The 18,660-nt window shown below is 71.3% G+C and carries 18 protein-coding genes and 1 riboswitch; of the genes, 2 read left to right on the forward strand and 16 right to left on the reverse strand.

The features are described from left to right. Positions 1-40: 40 nt before the first annotated feature. The 4 genes from ACFU97_RS30890 to rlmN form a co-directional block, all read right to left on the reverse strand. Complete coding sequence (locus tag ACFU97_RS30890) at positions 41-1,060, reverse strand: ABC transporter ATP-binding protein (RefSeq protein ID WP_384263209.1); 1,020 nt, start codon at positions 1,058-1,060, stop codon at positions 41-43. Next, positions 1,061-2,662, reverse strand: a complete 1,602-nt coding sequence (locus ACFU97_RS30895) for an ABC transporter permease (protein WP_384263212.1) — start codon at positions 2,660-2,662, stop codon at positions 1,061-1,063. A 44-nt stretch (positions 2,663-2,706) separates the two neighbouring features. After that, on the reverse strand, positions 2,707-3,786 hold the full coding sequence (locus ACFU97_RS30900; protein ID WP_384263215.1) for a thiamine ABC transporter substrate binding subunit: 1,080 nt from the start codon (positions 3,784-3,786) through the stop codon (positions 2,707-2,709). An 87-nt stretch (positions 3,787-3,873) separates the two neighbouring features. Beyond that, positions 3,874-3,981: riboswitch (TPP riboswitch) on the reverse strand. Between the two features lie 35 nt (positions 3,982-4,016). Next, positions 4,017-5,123 (reverse strand): 23S rRNA (adenine(2503)-C(2))-methyltransferase RlmN, encoded by a 1,107-nt coding sequence (rlmN, locus tag ACFU97_RS30905; RefSeq protein WP_384263218.1) that lies wholly within the window; start codon positions 5,121-5,123, stop codon positions 4,017-4,019. 449 nt (positions 5,124-5,572) lie between these two features. On the opposite strand from rlmN, the gene ACFU97_RS30910 reads away from it, so the two are divergent. Beyond that, entirely contained in the window at positions 5,573-6,907 is a 1,335-nt protein-coding gene (locus tag ACFU97_RS30910) for a hypothetical protein (RefSeq protein WP_384263221.1), read from the forward strand. A 37-nt stretch (positions 6,908-6,944) separates the two neighbouring features. Here ACFU97_RS30910 and ACFU97_RS30915 read toward each other — a convergent pair whose 3' ends face one another. The 6 genes from ACFU97_RS30915 to rpsB form a co-directional block, all read right to left on the reverse strand. After that, a complete protein-coding gene (locus tag ACFU97_RS30915; RefSeq protein WP_384263224.1) occupies positions 6,945-7,406 on the reverse strand; it encodes an SRPBCC family protein in 462 nt (153 codons plus the stop codon). A 162-nt stretch (positions 7,407-7,568) separates the two neighbouring features. Beyond that, positions 7,569-8,705 (reverse strand): phosphatidate cytidylyltransferase, encoded by a 1,137-nt coding sequence (locus tag ACFU97_RS30920; RefSeq protein ID WP_384263227.1) that lies wholly within the window; start codon positions 8,703-8,705, stop codon positions 7,569-7,571. Beyond that, the gene (gene frr / locus ACFU97_RS30925) at positions 8,705-9,262 is read right to left on the reverse strand and encodes a ribosome recycling factor (RefSeq protein WP_037781101.1); all 558 of its coding nucleotides are present in this window, start codon (positions 9,260-9,262) and stop codon (positions 8,705-8,707) included. The genes ACFU97_RS30920 and frr overlap by 1 nt, the downstream gene beginning before the upstream one ends. Before the next feature lie 147 nt (positions 9,263-9,409). Continuing rightward, positions 9,410-10,168, reverse strand: a complete 759-nt coding sequence (gene pyrH / locus ACFU97_RS30930) for a UMP kinase (protein ID WP_384263230.1) — start codon at positions 10,166-10,168, stop codon at positions 9,410-9,412. A gap of 188 nt (positions 10,169-10,356) precedes the next feature. Beyond that, positions 10,357-11,193 carry a translation elongation factor Ts gene (tsf, locus tag ACFU97_RS30935; RefSeq protein WP_384263233.1) on the reverse strand — a complete coding sequence of 279 codons (837 nt, stop codon included), beginning with the start codon at positions 11,191-11,193 and terminating at the stop codon, positions 10,357-10,359. 157 nt (positions 11,194-11,350) lie between these two features. Further along, entirely contained in the window at positions 11,351-12,274 is a 924-nt protein-coding gene (gene rpsB / locus ACFU97_RS30940; protein ID WP_384263236.1) for a 30S ribosomal protein S2, read from the reverse strand. Positions 12,275-12,544: 270 nt separating this feature from the next. Here rpsB and ACFU97_RS30945 point away from each other — a divergent pair, with 270 nt between their 5' ends. After that, the gene (locus ACFU97_RS30945; RefSeq protein ID WP_384263238.1) at positions 12,545-13,177 is read left to right on the forward strand and encodes a murein hydrolase activator EnvC family protein; all 633 of its coding nucleotides are present in this window, start codon (positions 12,545-12,547) and stop codon (positions 13,175-13,177) included. A 182-nt stretch (positions 13,178-13,359) separates the two neighbouring features. On the opposite strand, the gene ACFU97_RS30950 is transcribed toward ACFU97_RS30945, so the two are convergent. The 6 genes from ACFU97_RS30950 to ACFU97_RS30975 all read right to left on the reverse strand — a co-directional run bounded on the left by ACFU97_RS30950 (position 13,360) and on the right by ACFU97_RS30975 (position 18,659). Then, positions 13,360-13,914 (reverse strand): TetR/AcrR family transcriptional regulator, encoded by a 555-nt coding sequence (locus ACFU97_RS30950; protein ID WP_384263356.1) that lies wholly within the window; start codon positions 13,912-13,914, stop codon positions 13,360-13,362. 74 nt (positions 13,915-13,988) lie between these two features. Continuing rightward, the gene (whiG, locus tag ACFU97_RS30955) at positions 13,989-14,831 is read right to left on the reverse strand and encodes an RNA polymerase sigma factor WhiG (protein ID WP_384263241.1); all 843 of its coding nucleotides are present in this window, start codon (positions 14,829-14,831) and stop codon (positions 13,989-13,991) included. Between the two features lie 271 nt (positions 14,832-15,102). Continuing rightward, positions 15,103-16,263, reverse strand: coding sequence for a DNA-processing protein DprA (gene dprA, locus ACFU97_RS30960; protein ID WP_384263243.1), 1,161 nt, complete (start codon positions 16,261-16,263; stop codon positions 15,103-15,105). After that, positions 16,260-17,879: a YifB family Mg chelatase-like AAA ATPase gene (locus ACFU97_RS30965; protein WP_384263246.1), complete on the reverse strand. Its 1,620-nt coding sequence runs from the start codon at positions 17,877-17,879 to the stop codon at positions 16,260-16,262. The genes dprA and ACFU97_RS30965 overlap by 4 nt, the downstream gene beginning before the upstream one ends. Before the next feature lies 1 nt (position 17,880). Beyond that, entirely contained in the window at positions 17,881-18,243 is a 363-nt protein-coding gene (locus ACFU97_RS30970; RefSeq protein WP_384263249.1) for a YraN family protein, read from the reverse strand. 107 nt (positions 18,244-18,350) lie between these two features. After that, positions 18,351-18,659 (reverse strand): DUF2469 domain-containing protein, encoded by a 309-nt coding sequence (locus tag ACFU97_RS30975; RefSeq protein WP_005311352.1) that lies wholly within the window; start codon positions 18,657-18,659, stop codon positions 18,351-18,353. Position 18,660 lies beyond the last annotated feature (1 nt).

Consider the following 18,660-nt stretch of genomic DNA (forward strand, 5'->3'; position numbering starts at 1 on the left):
GGCCACGGTCGTGTCGGGCGGCGGCCGGTGACCGCCACGGTCAGGCCAGTACGACGACCTCGGCCGGGTCGAACTCCACGCCGACCGTGTCCCCGACCTCCGGCGCCGCCCGCAGCGCGCACGCCGCCTCCAGGCGCGGCGCCTCCTCCGGCTGGAGCTGCACGGCGACATGGGTGCCCTTGAAGGTGCGCGCGGCGACCGTGCAGCGCAGGCCCTGGTCGGCGGCGACCAGGCGGACGCCGGCAGGGCGCACGAGGAGCGTGCGCGGGCCCTGGGGGGTCTCCTCGGGCACCGGCAGCTTGCCCCACGGGGTGTCCGCGGCCTGACCGGCCACCGCGCCCTCGACCACGTTGTCGAAGCCGAGGAAGCGGGCCACGAACTCGTCCGCGGGCCGCTGCCAGACCTCAAGCGGCGTACCGGACTGGGCGATCCGCCCGTCGCGCATCACCACGACCCGGTCGGCGAGCGCGAAGGCCTCACCCTGGTCGTGCGTCACCGCGAGGACGGTGGTGCCCAACCGCCCGAAGAGTTCTCTGAGTTCGACGACCAGCCGCTCCCGCAGCGAGCGGTCGAGCTGCCCCAGCGGCTCGTCCAGCATCAAGAGCCGGGGCCGTGGCGCGAGCGCCCGGGCCAGCGCCACCCGCTGCTGCTCCCCGCCGGAGAGCGACGCGACGGCCCGGCGGGCGGCCCCGGGGAGCCCTACGAGGTCCAGCAACTCCCGCACGCGGTCCTCCTGTTGCGGGCGGGACGCCCCGCGCATCCGCAGCCCGAACGCGACGTTGCCGCCCACGTCCCGCTGCGGGAAGAGCTGGTGGTCCTGGAACATCAGGCCCACTCCCCGCTTGTGCGCGGGCACGCCCGTCTGGTCCCGGCCGTCGAGCGCCACCCGCCCGCCGTCGAGGGGCTGCAGCCCCGCCACCGCCCGCAGCAGCGTCGACTTGCCGCTGCCGCTGGGCCCGAGCACGCACACGATCTCGTGCTCGGCGACCTCGAGACCGACGGCGTCGAGCACGGCCCGGCCGCCGAAGCGGACCGTCGCGTCCTGAAGGCTCAGCAGCATCTAGAACTCCCCGGTCCGGTCCGTACGGAGCCGCTCCAGCACCAGCAGGGCCACCGCGCACACCACCATCAGAATCGTCGAAAGGGCCATCGCCTGGCCGTAGTTGAGCTCTCCCGGGCGCCCCAGCAGCCGCGCCACGGCGACCGGCAGCGTCGGATTGTCGGGGCGCGCGATGAAGACGGTCGCGCCGAACTCCCCCAGCGACACGGCGAACGCGAATCCCGCCGCGACCAGCAACGCCCGCCGCACCAGGGGCAGATCGACCTCCCGCCACACCCGCCACGGCGACGCCCCGAGCACGGCGGCAGCCTCCCGCAGCCGCGCGTCCACGGCCCGCAGCACCGGCAGCATGGTCCGCACGACGAAGGGGACGCCCACCAGCGCCTGCGCGAGCGGCACCAGGATCCAGGAGGAGCGCAGGTCGAGCGGCGGCTTGTCGAGGGCGATCAGGAAGCCGAAGCCGACCGTCACCGCGGACACGCCCAGCGGCAGCATCAGCAGCGCGTCGAAGCCGCGCACCAGCCGGCCCGCGTCCCGGCGGGCGAGGGCCGCGGCGGCCAGGGCGCCGATCAGCACGGCGACGGCGGTGGCGGCGGCCGCGTACTGCAGGGAGTTGCCGATCGCCTCGATCGGCGGGACGAGGAAGGTGCCGCCGTCGTCGCGGGTCAGCGACCGGTAGTAGCCGAAGTCCGGGGCGCCCAGCGACCGTTGCACCAGCACGGCGAGCGGCAGCACGAGCAGCACGGCGACGGTGGCCAGGACGCCGGCGAGCAGCCCCCACTCCCGGGCCCCGCGCGGCCGTCGCGCGGTCACGGACGCGTCGACGAGCCGCAGGGCCGTCTCGCGCCGCCGTACGGTCCAGGCGTGCACCGCGAGGATCACGCCCACCGCCAGGAACTGGACGATGGTGAGCACCGCGGCGGTGGAGAGGTCGAAGATCTCGGACGTCTGCCGGTAGATCTCCACCTCGAGCGTGGAGAAGGTGGGCCCGCCCAGGATCTGCACCACGCCGAAGGAGGTGAAGGTGAAGAGGAAGACCATCAGCGCTGCCGCGGCGACGGCGGGCGCGAGCGCGGGCAGCGTCACCCTCCGCCAGGCCCGCAGCGGCGAGGCGCCCAGCATCCGCGCGGCCTCCTCCTGCCGCGGGTCGAGCTGGCTCCACAGGCCGCCGACGGTCCGTACGACGACGGCGTAGTTGAAGAAGACGTGCGCGAGCAGGATGGCCCACACGGTGGTGTCGAGCCGTACGCCCCACCACTCGTCGAGCAGTCCCCCGCGTCCGACGAGCGCGAGGAAGGCCGTACCGACCACGACCGTCGGCAGGACGAACGGGACGGTGACGACGGCCCGCAGCACCTGCTTGCCGGGGAAGTCGAAGCGCGCGAAGACGTAGGCGCCGGGGAGCGCGATCAGCAGCGTGAGCGCGGTCGAGGCAAGCGCCTGCCAGGTGGTGAACCACAGGACGTGCCGGATGTCGGACTGGGTGACGACGTCCGCGATCCGGCCGAACTGCCAGGCCCCGTCGACCTTGAGCCCGCGCGCCACGATCGCGGCCACGGGCCAGGCGAAGAACAGCGCGAAGAACGCGACGGGCACGGCCATGAGGCCGAGCCGCGCCGCGCTCCCCGAGCGACGGCCGCGGACGGCTACTTCAGTACGAGTGACGTCCACGACTTGACCCACTGGTCACGGTTCTCGGCGATCTTGCCGGGCGCCATCTTCTCCGGGTCCCCGGCCGGCTGCCCGAACTTCTGGAACTCGGCCGGGACCTGCGCGGCCTCCCGCACCGGGTAGACGAACATGTTCAGCGGCATGTCGTCCTGGAACTCCTTGGTGACCAGGAAGTCCAGGAGCGCCTTGCCGCCCTTGGCGTTCTTGGCGTTGCTGAGCAGACCCGCGTACTCGATCTGCCGGAAGCAGGTGCCGTACGACGTCCCGGTCGGCGCCGTCTTCGGCTTCGGGTCGGCGTAGATGACCTCGGCGGGCGGCGAGGAGGCGTAGGAGACGACGAGCGGCCGGTCGCCCTTGGCCTTCTTGCCGCCGGCGGAGCCGGAGAACTCCTCGTTGTAGGCCTGCTCCCAGCCGTCGACGACCTTCACGCCGTTGGCCTTGAGCTTCTTCCAGTAGCCCTGCCAGCCCGCGTCGCCGTACTTCGCGGCGGTGCCGAGCAGGAAACCGAGGCCGGGCGAGGAGGTGGCGGCGTTCTCGGTGACGAGGAGGTTCTTGTACTGGGGCTTGACCAGGTCGTCGAACGACTGCGGCGGCGTCAGCCTGTGCTTGCTGAAGTACGCCTTGTCGTAGTTGACGCAGATGTCGCCGGAGTCGATGGGCGTGACCCGGTGCTTGGCCTGGTCGACCCGGAACTCCGGCAGGATCATGTCGGAGCCCTTGGCCTCGTACGACTGGAAGAGGCCGTTGTCGAGCGCCCGCGAGAGCAGGGTGTTGTCGACGCCGAAGAAGACGTCGCCCTGCGGGTCGTCCTTGGTGAGGATGGCCTTGTTGACGGCCTGACCGGCGTCGCCGTCCTTGAGGACGTGCACCTTGTAGCCGGACTGCTTCTCGAAGTCGGCGAGCACGCTCTTCGAGACGGCCCACGAGTCGTGGCTGACGAGGGTGACGGACTTGGAGCCGGCGGACCCGCCGCCGCCGGACGAGGACCCGCACGCGGAGAGGGTCACGAGTCCCAGCCCGACGACCAGCGCCGCGAGCTTCCTGTTGTTGTTCACCGAATTCCTCCTGGCTGACCAGGAAGAGACGCGGCCCTGCCCGGGACCGGCGGACAGGGCCGACGGCTCCCGGGCAGGGCGCAACAGCTTGAGTGATCACCGAACTTCCTACCCAGAATGACCTGGGCAAGGTTCAGAGGGTCTGCGGCCCGGTTGCCGCACTCTCAGCGCTGTGGCGCTCCCCTGTCGGAATATGCAGATGTGTGTACGGGTGTTCGTACCGGCTCAGGTTACCGCTCGGTGGCCGCGAGCTGACCGCAGGCCCCGTCGATCTCCTGCCCACGGGTGTCCCGGACGGTCACCGGTACACCGTGTGCGGCGATGGCCTCGACGAAGGCCTTCTCGTCCTCGGGCCGGGAGGCGGTCCACTTCGAACCGGGCGTCGGGTTGAGCGGAATGAGATTGACGTGCACGGGCTTGCCCCGCAGCAGCCTCCCGAGCCGGTCTCCCCGCCACGCCTGATCATTGATGTCGCGAATGAGCGCGTACTCGATGCTCAGCCTGCGCCCGCTCTTCTCGACGTACTCGAACCCGGCGTCGAGGACCTCGCGCACCTTCCACCGTGTGTTCACGGGGACGAGGGTGTCGCGCAGCTCGTCGTCGGGGGCGTGCAGCGAGATCGCCAGCCGGCACTTCAGGCCCTCGTCGGCGAACCGGTGGATGGCCGGCACGAGCCCGACGGTCGACACGGTGATGCCGCGCTGGGACAGCCCCAGCCCGTCCGGGGCGGGGTCGGTGAGGGCCCGGATGGCCGTGATGACCCGCTTGTAGTTGGCGAGGGGCTCGCCCATGCCCATGAAGACGATGTTGGACAGCCGGGCCGGCCCGCCGGGCACCTCGCCGTCCCGCAGCGCGCGCATCCCGTCCACGATCTGGTGGACGATCTCCGCGGCGGAGAGATTACGGTCCAGCCCCGCCTGCCCGGTGGCGCAGAACGGGCAGTTCATCCCGCATCCGGCCTGCGAGCTGATGCACATGGTGACCCGGTCCGGGTACCGCATCAGCACGGACTCGACGAGCGTCCCGTCGAACAGCCGCCACAGGGTCTTGCGGGTGGTGCCCTGGTCGGTCGACAGATGCCGTACGACGGACATCAGGTCCGGCAGCAGAGCCTCCTGCAGCCGACTGCGCGAGCCGGCCGGGATGTCGGTCCACTCCGCCGGGTCGTGCGCGTACCGCGCGAAGTAGTGCTGCGAGAGCTGCTTGGCGCGAAACGGCTTCTCCCCGATCTCGGCAACCGCCTCCTTGCGCTCGGCAGGCGAAAGATCGGCAAGATGCCGCGGCGGCTTCTTGGCTCCGCGGGGGGCTACGAAAGTGAGTTCTCCGGGCTTTGGCATGGCTGTACCAGTGTCGCAGACGAACGGTGGTGACCTGGGGCCGTCGCCTGGGACGCCTGTCACTCCCGTTCGCCATTGGTCGGCTCACCCGAAGGGTCTGGCCAGCTGGCATCGCTGCCGCCAGTCGAGGTGACGGAGGGTGCGCCATGGCCATCGGCCGCAAGGGTTCGCGACGCATCGTCGTCGACGGCACGGTCTCCCACTGGCGCCTGCGCCGCCGGCCTACGTACGACCAGGCTCTCTGCAGGCCGTGCACGTACACGGTGCAGCACGCGGACACCCCGGCGCCGAGCGTTGCGGTGCTGCCCAAAGACGTCGCCGCAGCCATCTCGTCGGCCCTCCGCCGGGGCTGGCAGCCGACGTGTCCGGGCTCGCCGTTTCGCCTGGACCAGGTCGGGCCCCGGTAGGGATCTAGTCGGCGGGCCGCCACGCCGCTACAGTCCCTCGCCATGATCTCCGACAGCCGGCCGGCGCCGGACGCGACCCTGTTGCGGTACGGGCTGCGGCGTCTTCTCTATGCGCTGCCGTTCGACCTGATGGCGATGGGGTTTGGAGTCGCCGGGATCTGGCTCGTGGTGAGGGTTGGCCACCTCCCCGTCAGGGGTTGGCTGTGCGTGGGCCTGATGGTTGGGATGGGCCTCCTCGGCGTGCTCCAGTTCGTCCTCCGCTGGCGCGGCCGCCGTTGGGTCACGGTCTTCGACGCGACCGGTCTCTGGTGGATCCGCGGTGACCAGGCCGCGGTGATCCGGTGGGACTCACTGGCCGGGGTCGGCATCTACTGGGCTCGCGGCGGCAGGACCGGCAAGTTCTCCGTCGAGTTGTGCCCCGGTCAGGAGATCGACCGCGACGATCCGCTGCTGTGGCGGTTCGTGCGGGACGCGGACCCTCTTCGGCCCGGTCTGCCACGGCTCCGCTACCGCATCGACGTGGGGGACTCCCACCAGGCGTACGAGAAGGCTCTCCGGCGGTGGGCGCCACCCGGGCTCTGGTTCGGTCGGAAGGAGCAGCCGGTGTCGTACGCGGGCGCCCCGGACCACGCCGGACACCGCGAGCGTACGGCCGAAGGCACCGGCGCCCCCACGCGCCACGCACTCGTGTTCGAACCCGCCGTGATCGGCGACGAGGTGCTCGTCTTCCGCAGCACGGTGGCGATACGGCGCCGCCTGGGCGCCGCCTCGGTCATGGCCCTGCTGTGTGCGTGGGCCGTTCTCTCGCTCCGTCCCGGGCGATTGGACGGCACGGGTGCCCTGGTCCGCCTGCTGACCGCGGGCGCCCTGACCCTGTTCACCGTCTGGGCGCTCGCCCTGGTGGTCCGAGGCGTGCGCCGGATCTGGGGCCGGCTCATCGTCATGGACCGCGTGGGGGTCCATGTCACCCAGGGCGGGCAGGCCGCAGCCGTGCCGTGGGACTCGCTCGCCGGCGTCGGCATCCACGCGGCGCCGCCGCTGCACACCCTGGAGCTGTGCCCCAAGGAGGGAATCGACCGCGACGACCCGCTGCTGTGGCCGTTCGTACGCGACGACGAGCCCCTGCGGCCCGGCCTCCCCCGCCTGCGTCACCGCATACCCCTGGGACTGGGCACGTCCAGGCACGAGGTGGCCGAGGCCTGTCGCAGGTGGGCGCCGGATCTCTGGTTCGGCGGCAGGAGGATGCCGAACGGCTACGAGGGGAAGCCCGACCGCGAAGGACACAGGCAGCGGATCCGTGCCCGGGGCGGACGATGGGACGGCCCCGGACCGAACCACCAACCGCGGACCAACCGCACCAACCGCACCAACCGCTGACCGAACCACCAACCGCCGACTTACGTCCCCGCCGGCCCTACTCCTGAACCCGCCCCGCCGTGTGCTCCAGCTTGTTCTTGAGGAGCTGCTCGTTGCGGGGAAGTTCCTTGCGGACCTGGGGGCGCACGAGCAGCGGCAGCAGGACCTTGCCGATGCCATGGCCCTCGAAGTCGAGGTCCATCGTCACGCGCGTGCGGCGGCCGTCGTCGAGCGGCTCCACCACCCCGTGGAAGGTGCCCCTGACCGGGCCGTCGACACCGCGCAGGCCCCAGCTGTGCGGCGGCTCGTACTCGGTGAACTCCATGGTCATCGGCATCTCGCGGCTTCCGACCCGGCGGGTGACCCGGACCCGTGAGCCGGGGTGCAGCGGACCCGCGTCCAGCTGCTCGGCGGAGACCGCGCTCAGCTGCCACTCCGGCAGGTGGGAGGGGTCGATGACGTAGGCCCAGACGTCCTCGGGAGTCCGGTCGACGTCGATCTCTTCATGGAAGGCGGACATGACGCCCTCCTTTCAGGATGATCCGCGGATGATCCCTTTTGGGGGCTTACAGCAGAATCGTCCCACTCGGCCGAAGGCGACGCCATCGGCCGGGCGGGACGTTCGTGCCGTCAGCCGGGGCCGACGCATCCGTGCCGTCAGCCGGAGCCGACGACAGTGCCGTCAGCCGGAGCCCACGAAGAGGACCAGCAGCAGCCACACCACGGGCGCCGTGGGCAGCAGCGAGTCCAGGCGGTCCATGATGCCGCCGTGGCCGGGCAGCAGCGTGCCCATGTCCTTGATGCCCAGGTCCCGCTTGATCATCGACTCGCCGAGGTCGCCCAGCGTGGCGCTGGCGGCGACCGCGAGGCCCAGGAGCAGGCCCTGCCACCAGACGCCGTCGTCGATCAGGAACTGCATGCACAGCGCGCCCGCCACCATGGCGAAGCTGACCGCGCCCAGCAGCCCCTCGCGGGTCTTGCCGGGACTGATGCGCGGCGCCAGCTTGTGCTTGCCGAAGCGCCAGCCGACGGCGTACGCGCCGGTGTCGCTGACCACCGTCAGCAGCAGGAAGGTCAGCACCCGCCAGGGGCCGTCCTCGGCCGCCAGCATCATGGTCACGAACGTGGCCAGGAACGGCACGTAGAACGCCGCGAAGACGCCCGCCGTGACGTCCTTGAGGTAGCCCTCCGGCGGTTCCGTCATGCGCCAGACGAGGACGGCCAGTGCCGTGAGCGCCATCGCGACCCAGGCGCCCTCGGCACCCCGGACGTAGCCGGCGACCACCATCGCGGCACCGCCGAGCGCCAGCGGGACCAGGGGCGCCTTGATGCCCTTGCGCTCCTCGAGCCGGCTGGTCAGCTCCCACAGACCCACCACGACGGCGACGGCGACGACGCCGACGAAGACGGCCTTGACGACGAACAGGGACGCGATGATCACCACGCCGAGTCCGACGCCGACCCCTATGGCCGCGCCCAGGTCGCGCCCCGCGCTCTTCTTCTGCGGCGGGGGCGCCGGCTGCGGGGCGTCGGGCATGGGCTCCGGATTCTGCTGCACCACCCCGTAGGGCGGCGCCTGCGGCGTCTCGTCGCGGAACAAGGGGCCGCTCAGCCGAGCGGCCCCCCGGTCGTCATCCTGGTCACCGCCGTACGCGGGTCCCTCGGGCACGATGGGCATGGGGCGAGTCTGCTGCGCCTCAGGCGCATCGTACGCGGGACCCGCCGGGGCAGCCCCCTGGACAGGCCCCTGGTCCGACGGCCCCCAGTACCCGGCCGGTGAACCGGTGTGCGGCGGCGCTCCCCAGGAAGAGTCGTTCATCAGACCTCGAGCAGCTCCGCTTCCTTGTGCTTCAGGAGCTCGTCGACCTGCGCCACGTACTTGTGCGTGGTGTCGTCGAGTTCCTTCTCCGCACGGCGGCCCTCGTCCTCGCCCGTCTCGCCGTCCTTGATCAGCTTGTCGATCGCGTCCTTGGCCTTGCGGCGCACGGAGCGGATGGACACGCGCGCGTCCTCGGCCTTGCCCTTGGCGACCTTGATGTAGTCGCGGCGGCGTTCCTCGGTGAGCTCGGGGAACACCACACGGATGATGTTGCCGTCGTTGCTCGGGTTGACACCGAGGTCGGAGTCGCGGATGGCCTGCTCGATGTTGCGCAGGGCCGACTTGTCGAACGGGGTGACGACCGCCATGCGCGGCTCCGGCACGGAGAACGAAGCCAGCTGGTTGATCGGCGTCGGCGCGCCGTAGTAGTCGGCCACGATCTTGTTGAACATCGCCGGGTGCGCACGGCCGGTGCGGATCGCGGCGAAGTCCTCCTTGGCGACCACGACGGCCTTCTCCATCTTCTCCTCGGCCTCGAGGAGGGTCTCTTCGATCACCACTTGCTCCTGCGTGTCTTGAGTAGGCCCGGCTGCTGTTCCGTATGCGTGGGGGCGGCGGCCGGCTGCGTCGCGTCTTCTTCCTGCACGGTTCCCGACCTGCGGGACATTGTCCATCCCCCGGTCAGGGTCCGTGGGTGTTGCTGGTCAGTCGCGGCTGCCGTGGTCACCCACAAGCGTGCCGATCTTCTCACCCTTGACGGCGCGCGCGATATTGCCCTCCGCCAGAAGCTCGAAGACGAGGATCGGCAGCTTGTTGTCGCGGCACAGCGTGATGGCCGTGGCGTCGGCGACCTTGAGGTCGCGGGTGATCACCTCGCCGTACCCGAGGGAGTCGAACTTGACCGCGTCCGGGTTGCGCTTGGGGTCGGAGTCGTAGACCCCGTCCACGCCGTTCTTGCCCATCAGCAGCGCCTCGGCGTCGATCTCCAGGGCGCGCTGGGCGGCAGTGGTGTCGGTGGAGAAGTACGGCATGCCCATACCGGCGCCGAAGATGACCACGCGGCCCTTCTCCAGGTGCCGTACGGCCCGCAGCGGGATGTAGGGCTCGGCGACCTGGCCCATGGTGATGGCGGTCTGCACCCGGGACTGGATGCCTTCCTTCTCCAGGAAGTCCTGCAGGGCGAGGCAGTTCATCACGGTGCCGAGCATGCCCATGTAGTCGGAGCGGGCCCGGTCCATGCCGCGCTGCTGGAGCTCGGCGCCGCGGAAGAAGTTGCCGCCGCCGATGACGACCGCGATCTGCGCGCCGTCCCGTACGACGGACGCGATCTCACGGGCGATCTTGTGCACCACGTCGGGGTCCACGCCCAGGCCCCCGCCGCCGGAGAATGCCTCACCGGACAGCTTCAGCAGAAACCGACCGGGTACTTTGCCGTCGTCGCTCTTCTGGGGCTTGGTGGTCATCGAGATCCCGCCTCTTTCATGTGGTGCACATACGAAGAAGGCCACTGCCGGTGGGGTGTCGTTCGCAACCCATGCTCGGCAATGGCCTCCTCGTCAGATCTGCTGTCGCCCGTCACGCGCGCGCGTGACGGCGTACCGGACGACTGCTCCCGACCCTATCGGGCCGGGACGTCGCTCGCGGCACGGACTCAGATGCCGACCTTGATACGCGTGAAGCGCTTCAGGGTGACACCGGCCTCGTCCAGAACCTTCTGGACCGACTTCTTGTTGTCGAGCGCGTACGGCTGGCCGAGCAGCGTGGCGTCCTTGAAGAAGCCGTTGAGGCGACCCTCGACGATCTTCGGCAGGGCGGCCTCGGGCTTGCCCTCGGCGCGGGTGGTCTCCTCGGCGACGCGGCGCTCGGTCTCGACGACCTCGGCCGGCACGTCCTCCTTGGAGAGGTACTTCGGCGCGAAGGCAGCGATGTGCTGGGCGACGCCCTTGGCGATCTCGGCGTTGGGCTTGTCGAGCTCGACCAGGACACCGATCTGCGGGGGCAGGTCGGGCATCGTGCGGTGCATGTACGCGAGGACGTAGCCGTCGGAGTACTGCGCGAAGCGGTCCAGGACGATCTTCTCGCCCAGGTTGGCGTTGGCCTCGTCCACGAACGCCTGGACGGTCTTGCCGGCCTCGATCTCGGAGGCGAGCAGGGCGTCGAGGTCGGCCGGGGAGGTCTTCGCGACGTGCTCGGCGATCGCGTTGGCGACGGCCTGGAACTTCTCGCCCTTGGCGACGAAGTCCGTCTCGCACTTCAGCTCGACGAGGACGCCGGAGGAGTTGTCGTCGGCGATGATGGAGACGACGGCGCCGTTCTCGGCCGAGCGGCCCTCGCGCTTGGCGACGCCCTTCTGGCCCTTGATCCGGAGCGCCTCGACGGCCTTGTCGACGTTGCCCTCGGCCTCGTCCAGCGCCTTCTTGCAGTCCATCATGCCGGCGCCGGTGAGCTCACGAAGCTTCTTGACGTCGGCGGCGGTGTAGTTCGCCATGAGTCTTTGAATCTTTCTCGAAGTCTGGAAGATCGAAGATCTACGGGGTCCACGGCCCCATGTGGTCGGGGCCGCTGACACTCCGCCGACCTACGGGTGAACGGCGGGAGCGGCTTTCATGTCACCGCTCCCGCCGTCAACTTCAGGACGCTGGCAGTCAGGCCTGCTCGGCGTCCGCGGCCGGAGCCTCGGCAGCGGGGGCCTCGGCGGCGGGGGCCTCGGCAGCCGGCGCCTCGGCAGCCGGCGCCTCGGCGGCGGGGGCCTCGGCAGCGGGGGCCTCGGCGGGCTTCTCGGCCTCGTCGGCCTTCTTCTCGCCCTCGAGCAGGTCGCGCTCCCACTCGGCGAGCGGCTCGCCCGCGGCCTTCTCGCCCTTGCCCTCGGTGGCGACACCGGAGCGGGCGATGAGGCCCTCGGCGACCGCGTCGGCGATCACACGGGTGAGCAGGGTGACGGAGCGGATCGCGTCGTCGTTGCCCGGGATCTTGTAGTCGACCTCGTCGGGGTCGCAGTTGGTGTCGAGGATCGCGACGACCGGGATGTTCAGCTTCCGGGCCTCACCAACGGCGATGTGCTCCTTCTTGGTGTCCACGATCCAGACGGCGCTGGGCACCTTCTGCATCTCGCGGATACCACCGAGGGTCTTCTCCAGCTTGGCCTTCTCGCGCGAGAGCACGAGAAGCTCCTTCTTGGTCAGACCGGACGCGGCGACGTCCTCGAAGTCGATCTGCTCGAGCTCCTTGAGGCGCTGCAGACGCTTGTAGACGGTCGAGAAGTTGGTGAGCATGCCGCCCAGCCAGCGCTGGTTGACGTAGGGCATGCCGACGCGGGTGGCCTGCTCGGCGATGGCCTCCTGCGCCTGCTTCTTCGTACCGACGAACATGACCGTGCCGCCGTGGGCGACGGTCTCCTTGACGAACTCGTAGGCGCGGTCGATGTACGACAGCGACTGGAGCAGGTCGATGATGTAGATGCCGTTGCGCTCGGTGAAGATGAAGCGCTTCATCTTCGGGTTCCAGCGACGGGTCTGGTGACCGAAGTGGACGCCGCTTTCCAGCAGCTCCCGCATCGTGACGACGGCCATGGCCGTTCTCCTTGGTTTTCTCGGTTGTGCCGCGGGGACCGGACGGCTCCCGCGCCTGACGCCCGCATGCGCCGTGCCACGAAGGACCGAGGAGCGCTGACACCGGGTTGTGACCACCTGGTGTCGGGGCGTGCGAAGTCGACCCGGTGACCCGGATCGCCAGAAGAAGTGTACGGGACCGGCGAGGCAGCGGGTGACGCCGCTGTCCACAACCGCGCGGTGGTCCACAGGTCCCGGCCATGATCGCCGGGGGTGCGGGACGGTTGCGGCATGCGAGCGAACCGAAGCGGGCGGCTGTCGTGGGCGGTACTGCTGTCCCTGGCCCTGGCCGTCCTGACCCCGTGGGCCTGGGCGGACACCACGCCGCCCGCGCCACCCGAGCCTCCGCCCCCGCCGACCCTCGGCCGCGCCTGGCCGGTGGGGACCCGCCCCGCCGTCCTACGGGGCTGGGAACCCCCGACGACTCTCTACGGCCGCGGCCACCGCGGCGTCGACCTCGCGGCCCCGCCCGGCAGCCCGGTGCGGGCGGTGGCGCCCGGCCGCGTCTCCTTCGCCGGCCGGGTGGCGGGCCGCGGCGTGGTCTCCGTGGGACTCACGGGCACGGACTTACGTACGACGTACGAACCGGTCAAGGCGTCGGTGCAGAAGGGGGACGAGGTGGAGGCGGGTGAGGTGGTGGGGACGGTGGAACCGGGTGCCGCACACTGCACGACCACCTGCGTCCACTGGGGCCTGCTGCGGGGCCGGACCTATCTGAACCCCCTGTCCCTCCTGCCACCGGCGCTGCTGCGAAGGGCCCCGTCGAGACTGCTGCCGGTTCTCGGCGTAGCACTGCCACACGAACGGGTTCAGCCGACGGGCGATCCCGCTGCGCCGGCACCGCCTCAGCATCGTCGCCCCTAGCCCGACCCACCACACCGGCGCTCTGCGCGCCATTGCCGCACGAACGACTGCAGCCGGCGGGCAACAGGGCCACCCTGACTCCGGCTCACCCCGTCGCCCCTGGCTCGATCCACCGCGCCAGTGCTCGGCTCACCGTTGACGCACGAGCTCGCCCAGCCGGCAGGTGGTCGCGTCGCGGAGGCTCAGCCGCGGACGCCCCGCAGCGTCATGCCCACGGCCGCCTCCGCGACGGTCGACGGCTCCTCCGCTCCCAGCTCGATCCGCCGCACCGCCGCGTCCACGATTCCCTGCAGCAGCATCGCGGCGAGCCGCGGCTCGGCGTGCCCCATCTGGGACAGCGCCTCGACGATCATCGCCACCAGCCCGCCGTGCGCGGCCCGGATCTTCTCCCGGGCCCCCGCGTCCAGCTCGCCGGCGGAGATGGCCACGACGGCGCGATGCCGCCGGTCCCCCACCAGCTCCAGCTGCTGCCGGACGTACGCCTCGACCTTGGCCTCGGGCGTCGCCTCCCGCTCCATGGCCGCGGAGACCTCCGCGGCCCACACGGGGAAGTCGACCTCGCACAGCTCCTCGACGACCGCCGCACGGGAGCGGAAGTACTCGTAGACGGACGACCGCGCGAGCCCCGTCCGCTCGGCGAGGGCCGGGAAGGTCAGCGCCTCGGTCCCGCCCTCGGACAGCAACGACCGGGCCGCGTCCAGCAGGGCGGCCCGCTGCATCGACCGGTGCTCGGCCACGGAGGCCGCTCGAATCCTTGGCACGTCAGCCACTTTACGGACGGACCACCCCCGGCGGGAGCCGCTCGCGTCGCTCAGCGACCGAAGCTCGCCAGCTTCGCCCGCAGTTGCAGCACCGACTTGGTGTGGATCTGGCTGACCCGGCTCTCGGTCACACCCAGCACGTTCCCGATCTCGGCAAGCGTGAGGCCCTCGTAGTAGTACAGCGTGACGACGGTCTTCTCCCGGTCGGGCAGCGTGTTGATCGCCCGGGCCAGAAACCGCCTCAGCTCCCGGTCCTCGGCCACCTCGACGGGGTTGTCGGCGGCGGTGTCCTCCAGCGTGTCCATCAGGCTGAGCCGGTCGCCGCCCTCACCGCCCACATGCAGCAGCTCTTCGAGGGCCACCACGTTGGCCAGCGACAACTGGCTGAACACCGCGTGGAGTTCGTCGACCTGGATACCCATCTCGGAGGCCACCTCGCCCTCCGACGGCGTCCGGCGCAGCCGCGCCTCCAGCGTCGCGTACGCCCGCTCCACGTTCCGCGCCTTCTGCCGCACCGAACGGGGAATCCAGTCCAGGGCCCGGAGTTCGTCGATCATCGCGCCCCGGATCCGGGTGATCGCATACGTCTCGAACTTGATCTCCCGGTCGATGTCGAACTTCTCGATCGCGTCGATCAGCCCGAACACCCCGGACGAGACGAAGTCGGCCTGCTCGACGTTGGGCGGCAGACCGACGCTCACCCGTCCCGCCACGTACTTGACCAGCGGCGAATAGTGCAGGATCAGCTGCTCCCGCAGCCGCTCGTCGCCCGTGTCCTTGTACGACCGCCACAGCTCGTCGAGCGTCGAGGGGGCGGGCGGCCGCACGCTGCCACCGTCACGGGCGGCTGGGGGGATCGCCGCCCGGTCGGACCCGGAGGTGTGCTGGGGCATTCGTCGCCTTGTGCCGTTCTGCCGTGAAGTGAGGGTGCCTGGGTGAGCTGTCGGTCTGATGTCGAGATGCCTGTCTGCGTCGGAATCCTCGTGAGCGTAGCGTGACTGGAGTGTCGCGGTGAGCGAAGGGCGGCCCGTGCCCCGTGCGCAGATACGTTCCTCAGTGCGCCCCACCGAGTCACGGTGATCGCTCGGCGTGAGCGGCCCGGAACGCCAACTGCGGCTATTTCCACAGGTCTCGGGCTTCCCCCGGACGGCCGAACACGCTCGGTCAGCACCGGCTACGGCCGCCGCGGACCGAGATCATCGCCTGGCGTGTCAACTTCCAGCCGTCGCCGTGTCGTTCGACGTAACCAAGTGATCGGAGTTCGTACAGTCTCGCGATCGCGTCGTCCTGCGTGGTCTGCGCGTCCCGTGCGATCGCGCCTGGCGGTGCCGCGCCGCGGCCGGGCAGTGCGGCCAGCACGCGCCGGGCGCCCGGCTCCAGGAGGTCGCGGGGCAGCACGGGCCCCCGCCGGTCCGGGGCCAGCTCCCCCATGTCGCCGACCAGCTCGACGACGTCCGCGGCGTCGGTGACGAGCACGGCGTCGTCCCGCAGGAGTTCGTGCACCCCCGCGGACAGACCGCTGGTGGCCGGTCCGGGCACCCCCATGGTGTGCCGCCCCAGCCGCTGCGCGGCCCGTGCCGTGACCAGCGAGCCGCTGCGGTGGGCGGCCTCGACGACCACGGTGCCTCTGGTCAGGGCGGCGATCACGCGGTTGCGGACGATGAATCTGCTCGGCGTCGGGTGGTCACCCGGCGGCAACTCCCCTACGACTAGGCCCTGTTCCGCGATCCTGGTGATCAACTCGGTATGCCCGCGCGGGTAGGGCCGGTCGACCCCGCAGGCGAGGACCGCGACGGTGGCGCCGCCGGCTCCGAGCGCGCCCCGGTGCGCGGCGCCGTCGACCCCGTAGGCGCCGCCGGAGACGACCACCCAGCCGCGCTCGGCGAGGCCCGCGCCGAGCACGGCCGCCATGTGGGCGCCGTACTCGGTGCAGGCGCGCGCCCCCACGACGGCGACCGAGCGCAGGGCCCACATCCGCAGACCGGCCTGTCCGCGCACCCACAGCCCGCAGGGCCGGGCGTCCCCCAGGTCGTCGAGCTGTCCCGGCCACTCACCGTCCCCCGGCACCACGAACCGCACCCCGGAGTCCCGCGCCGCCGCGAGGTCCCGCTCCGGTTCTGCCTGCCGGGCCCGTGCCAGGAGCCCCGCCCAGCGCCTGTCGGTCACCCCGGCGAGCTGCGGTCCCTCGTCGCGCAACCGCCGGGCCACCTCCGCGGCCCCGAGCTCCCGCACCCACCGCCCGCCGACCACGTCCCCCGGTTCGAGCACCCGGGCCAGGAAGACCCGGGCGAGCCGCTCGGCCTCAAGGTCGTCGCCGGCCCTCACGCCGGCGCCCCGATGGCCATCGGCACGCCTCGCGGGACGCCGGTGCGCAGCTGAAGGGCGAGGGCCACGTCGCTCGCGTCGGGACGGTCCCGGCCGACGAGGTCCGCCACGGTCCAGGCCACCCGCAGCACGCGGTCGAGCCCGCGCGCGGTGAGCACCCCGCGCTCCAGATTGCGCTCGGCGTCGTCCATGGCTCCCGGCGCCGCGTGCCACCGGCTGCGCAGCTCACGCCCGGGGACCTCGCTGTTGGACCGCCAGGGGGTGCCCGCGAGGCGCGCCGCCGCGCGCTCCCGGGCCGCCCGGACCCGGTCGGCGACCGTGGCGGTGGACTCGCCCCGGGCGCCGGGCACGGTCAGCTCGGCACGCGTGACGGGGTCGACCTCGACGCGCAGGTCCACCCGGTCGAGCAGGGGCCCGGACATCCGGGCCTGGTAGCGGCGGATGGCGGAGGGCGGGCAGTCGCACAGCGAGTCCCGCTGCGAGAAGCGACCGCACGGGCACGGGTTGGCGGCGAGCACCATCAGGAATCTGGCCGGGAACCGCACCACACCGGCACTGCGCGCGATCACCACATGCCCCGCCTCCAGCGGCTGCCGCAGGGCGTCGAGGGTCTGGCTGTGGAACTCGGGCGCCTCGTCGAGAAAGAGCACGCCGCGATGGGCCAGGGACACCGCACCGGGGCGCGCGATGCCCGGGCCGCCGCCGACCAGGGACTGCATCGTGGCCGAGTGGTGCGGCGCGCAGTAGGGCGCGACGTCGATGAGCGGTTTGCCCGGGGGCAGCAGCCCGGCGACCGAGTGCACCGCGGTGACCTCGAGCGAGTCCTCGCGGGTGAGCCGGGGCAGCACGGCCGGCAGCCGCTCCGCGAGCATGGTCTTGCCGGCGCCGGGCGGCCCCTCCAGGAAGAGGTGGTGGCCGCCCGCGGCGGACACCTCCACCGCCGTGCGGGCCGAGGTCTGGCCCACGACGTCGGCCAGATCGTGGTCGTGCTGTGCGGCGCCCAGGCTGTGCATGCCGGTGGCCGCTCCGGTGCCGGGCACGCGCAGCCCGGCCAGCAGCGGGTCCGGGCGGCCCAGATCGTCCGGCTCCTCCTCGGGCACCGGCTCGTCGGTCAGGACGGCGATCAGCTGCCGCAGGCTGCGGATTCCGAGCACCGAGACGCCGGGCACCAGCGAGGCCTCGGCGGCCGCGCACTCGGGCACGACCACCTGCTCGTATCCGGCGTCCGCCGCGGCCAGCACCGCGGGCAGGATGCCCCGGACCGGGCGCACCCTGCCGTCCAGGCCGAGCTCCCCGATCATCACGATGTCGGCGAGCACCCTCGGGTCGATCCGCTCGGCGGCGCCGAGCACCGCGCAGGCCACGGCCAGGTCGAAGCCCGAGCCCGCCTTGGGGACGGAGGCGGGGCTGAGGCCCACCGTGAGCTTCTTCTGCGGCCACTCGCCGCCCGAGTTGACGACCGCGGCCCGCACCCGGTCGCGGCTCTCCGTCAGGCTCTTGTCCGGCAGCCCCACCAGCGTGAAGGCGGCCACGCCCGGCTCCAGGTCGGCCTGGACCTCGACGACGACGCCTTCGACGCCCACCAGCGCCACCGAGCACGTACGCGCGAACCCCATGTCAGGCCACCCCTCGCGCGTGCTCGACGACGGGGGCTCCCCTGTCGGGCAGGACGACGCCGACCAGGTCGACGCGGACGCCTCCCGGTGGCGCTCCTCCATGAGCCTGGATCCAGCGCTCGGCCAGGTCCCGCAGCCGCTGCGCCTTCTCCGGGGTGACCGCGGCCATCGGGTGCTCGAAGCGGCCGTCCCTGCGGGTCTTCACCTCGCAGACCACCAGCACGTCGCCGTCCCGGGCGACGATGTCGATCTCTCCGGTCCTGCCACCACGCCAGTTGCGTTCCAGGACCGTCATTCCGGCTTCCGCCAGCCGTCGCGCGGCCAGATCCTCGCCGTACCTGCCGAGTGCACTGCGTGCGTTCATGTCGGCACCACCTCCGGCGCCAACCGTCACGCATCCGGCCCGACCAAGTGGATCTTGGTGGGCTACTCACCGGTTGTGGACAAACCGCTCACCCACACGAGTGGGGATCAGCTGCCCGGCAGCTCCAGGTCGCTCTTGTTGAGCTCCTCGATGTTCACGTCCTTGAACGTGAGCACCCGCACCTGCTTCACGAACCTCGCCGGCCGGTACATGTCCCAGACCCAGGCATCCGCCATGGACACCTCGAAGAACACCTCGCCCTGGACCGAGTGCACCTGCATCTCGTAGTCGTTGGTCAGGTAGAAGCGCCGCTCGGTTTCGATCACGTATTTGAACAGACCGACGACATCGCGGTACTCCCGGTAGAGCTTCAGCTCCATCTCGGTCTCGTACTTCTCGAGGTCCTCGGCGCTCATG

It is taken from the genome of Streptomyces sp. NPDC057616 (assembly GCF_042800575.1).
Lineage (GTDB): Bacteria > Actinomycetota > Actinomycetes > Streptomycetales > Streptomycetaceae > Streptomyces.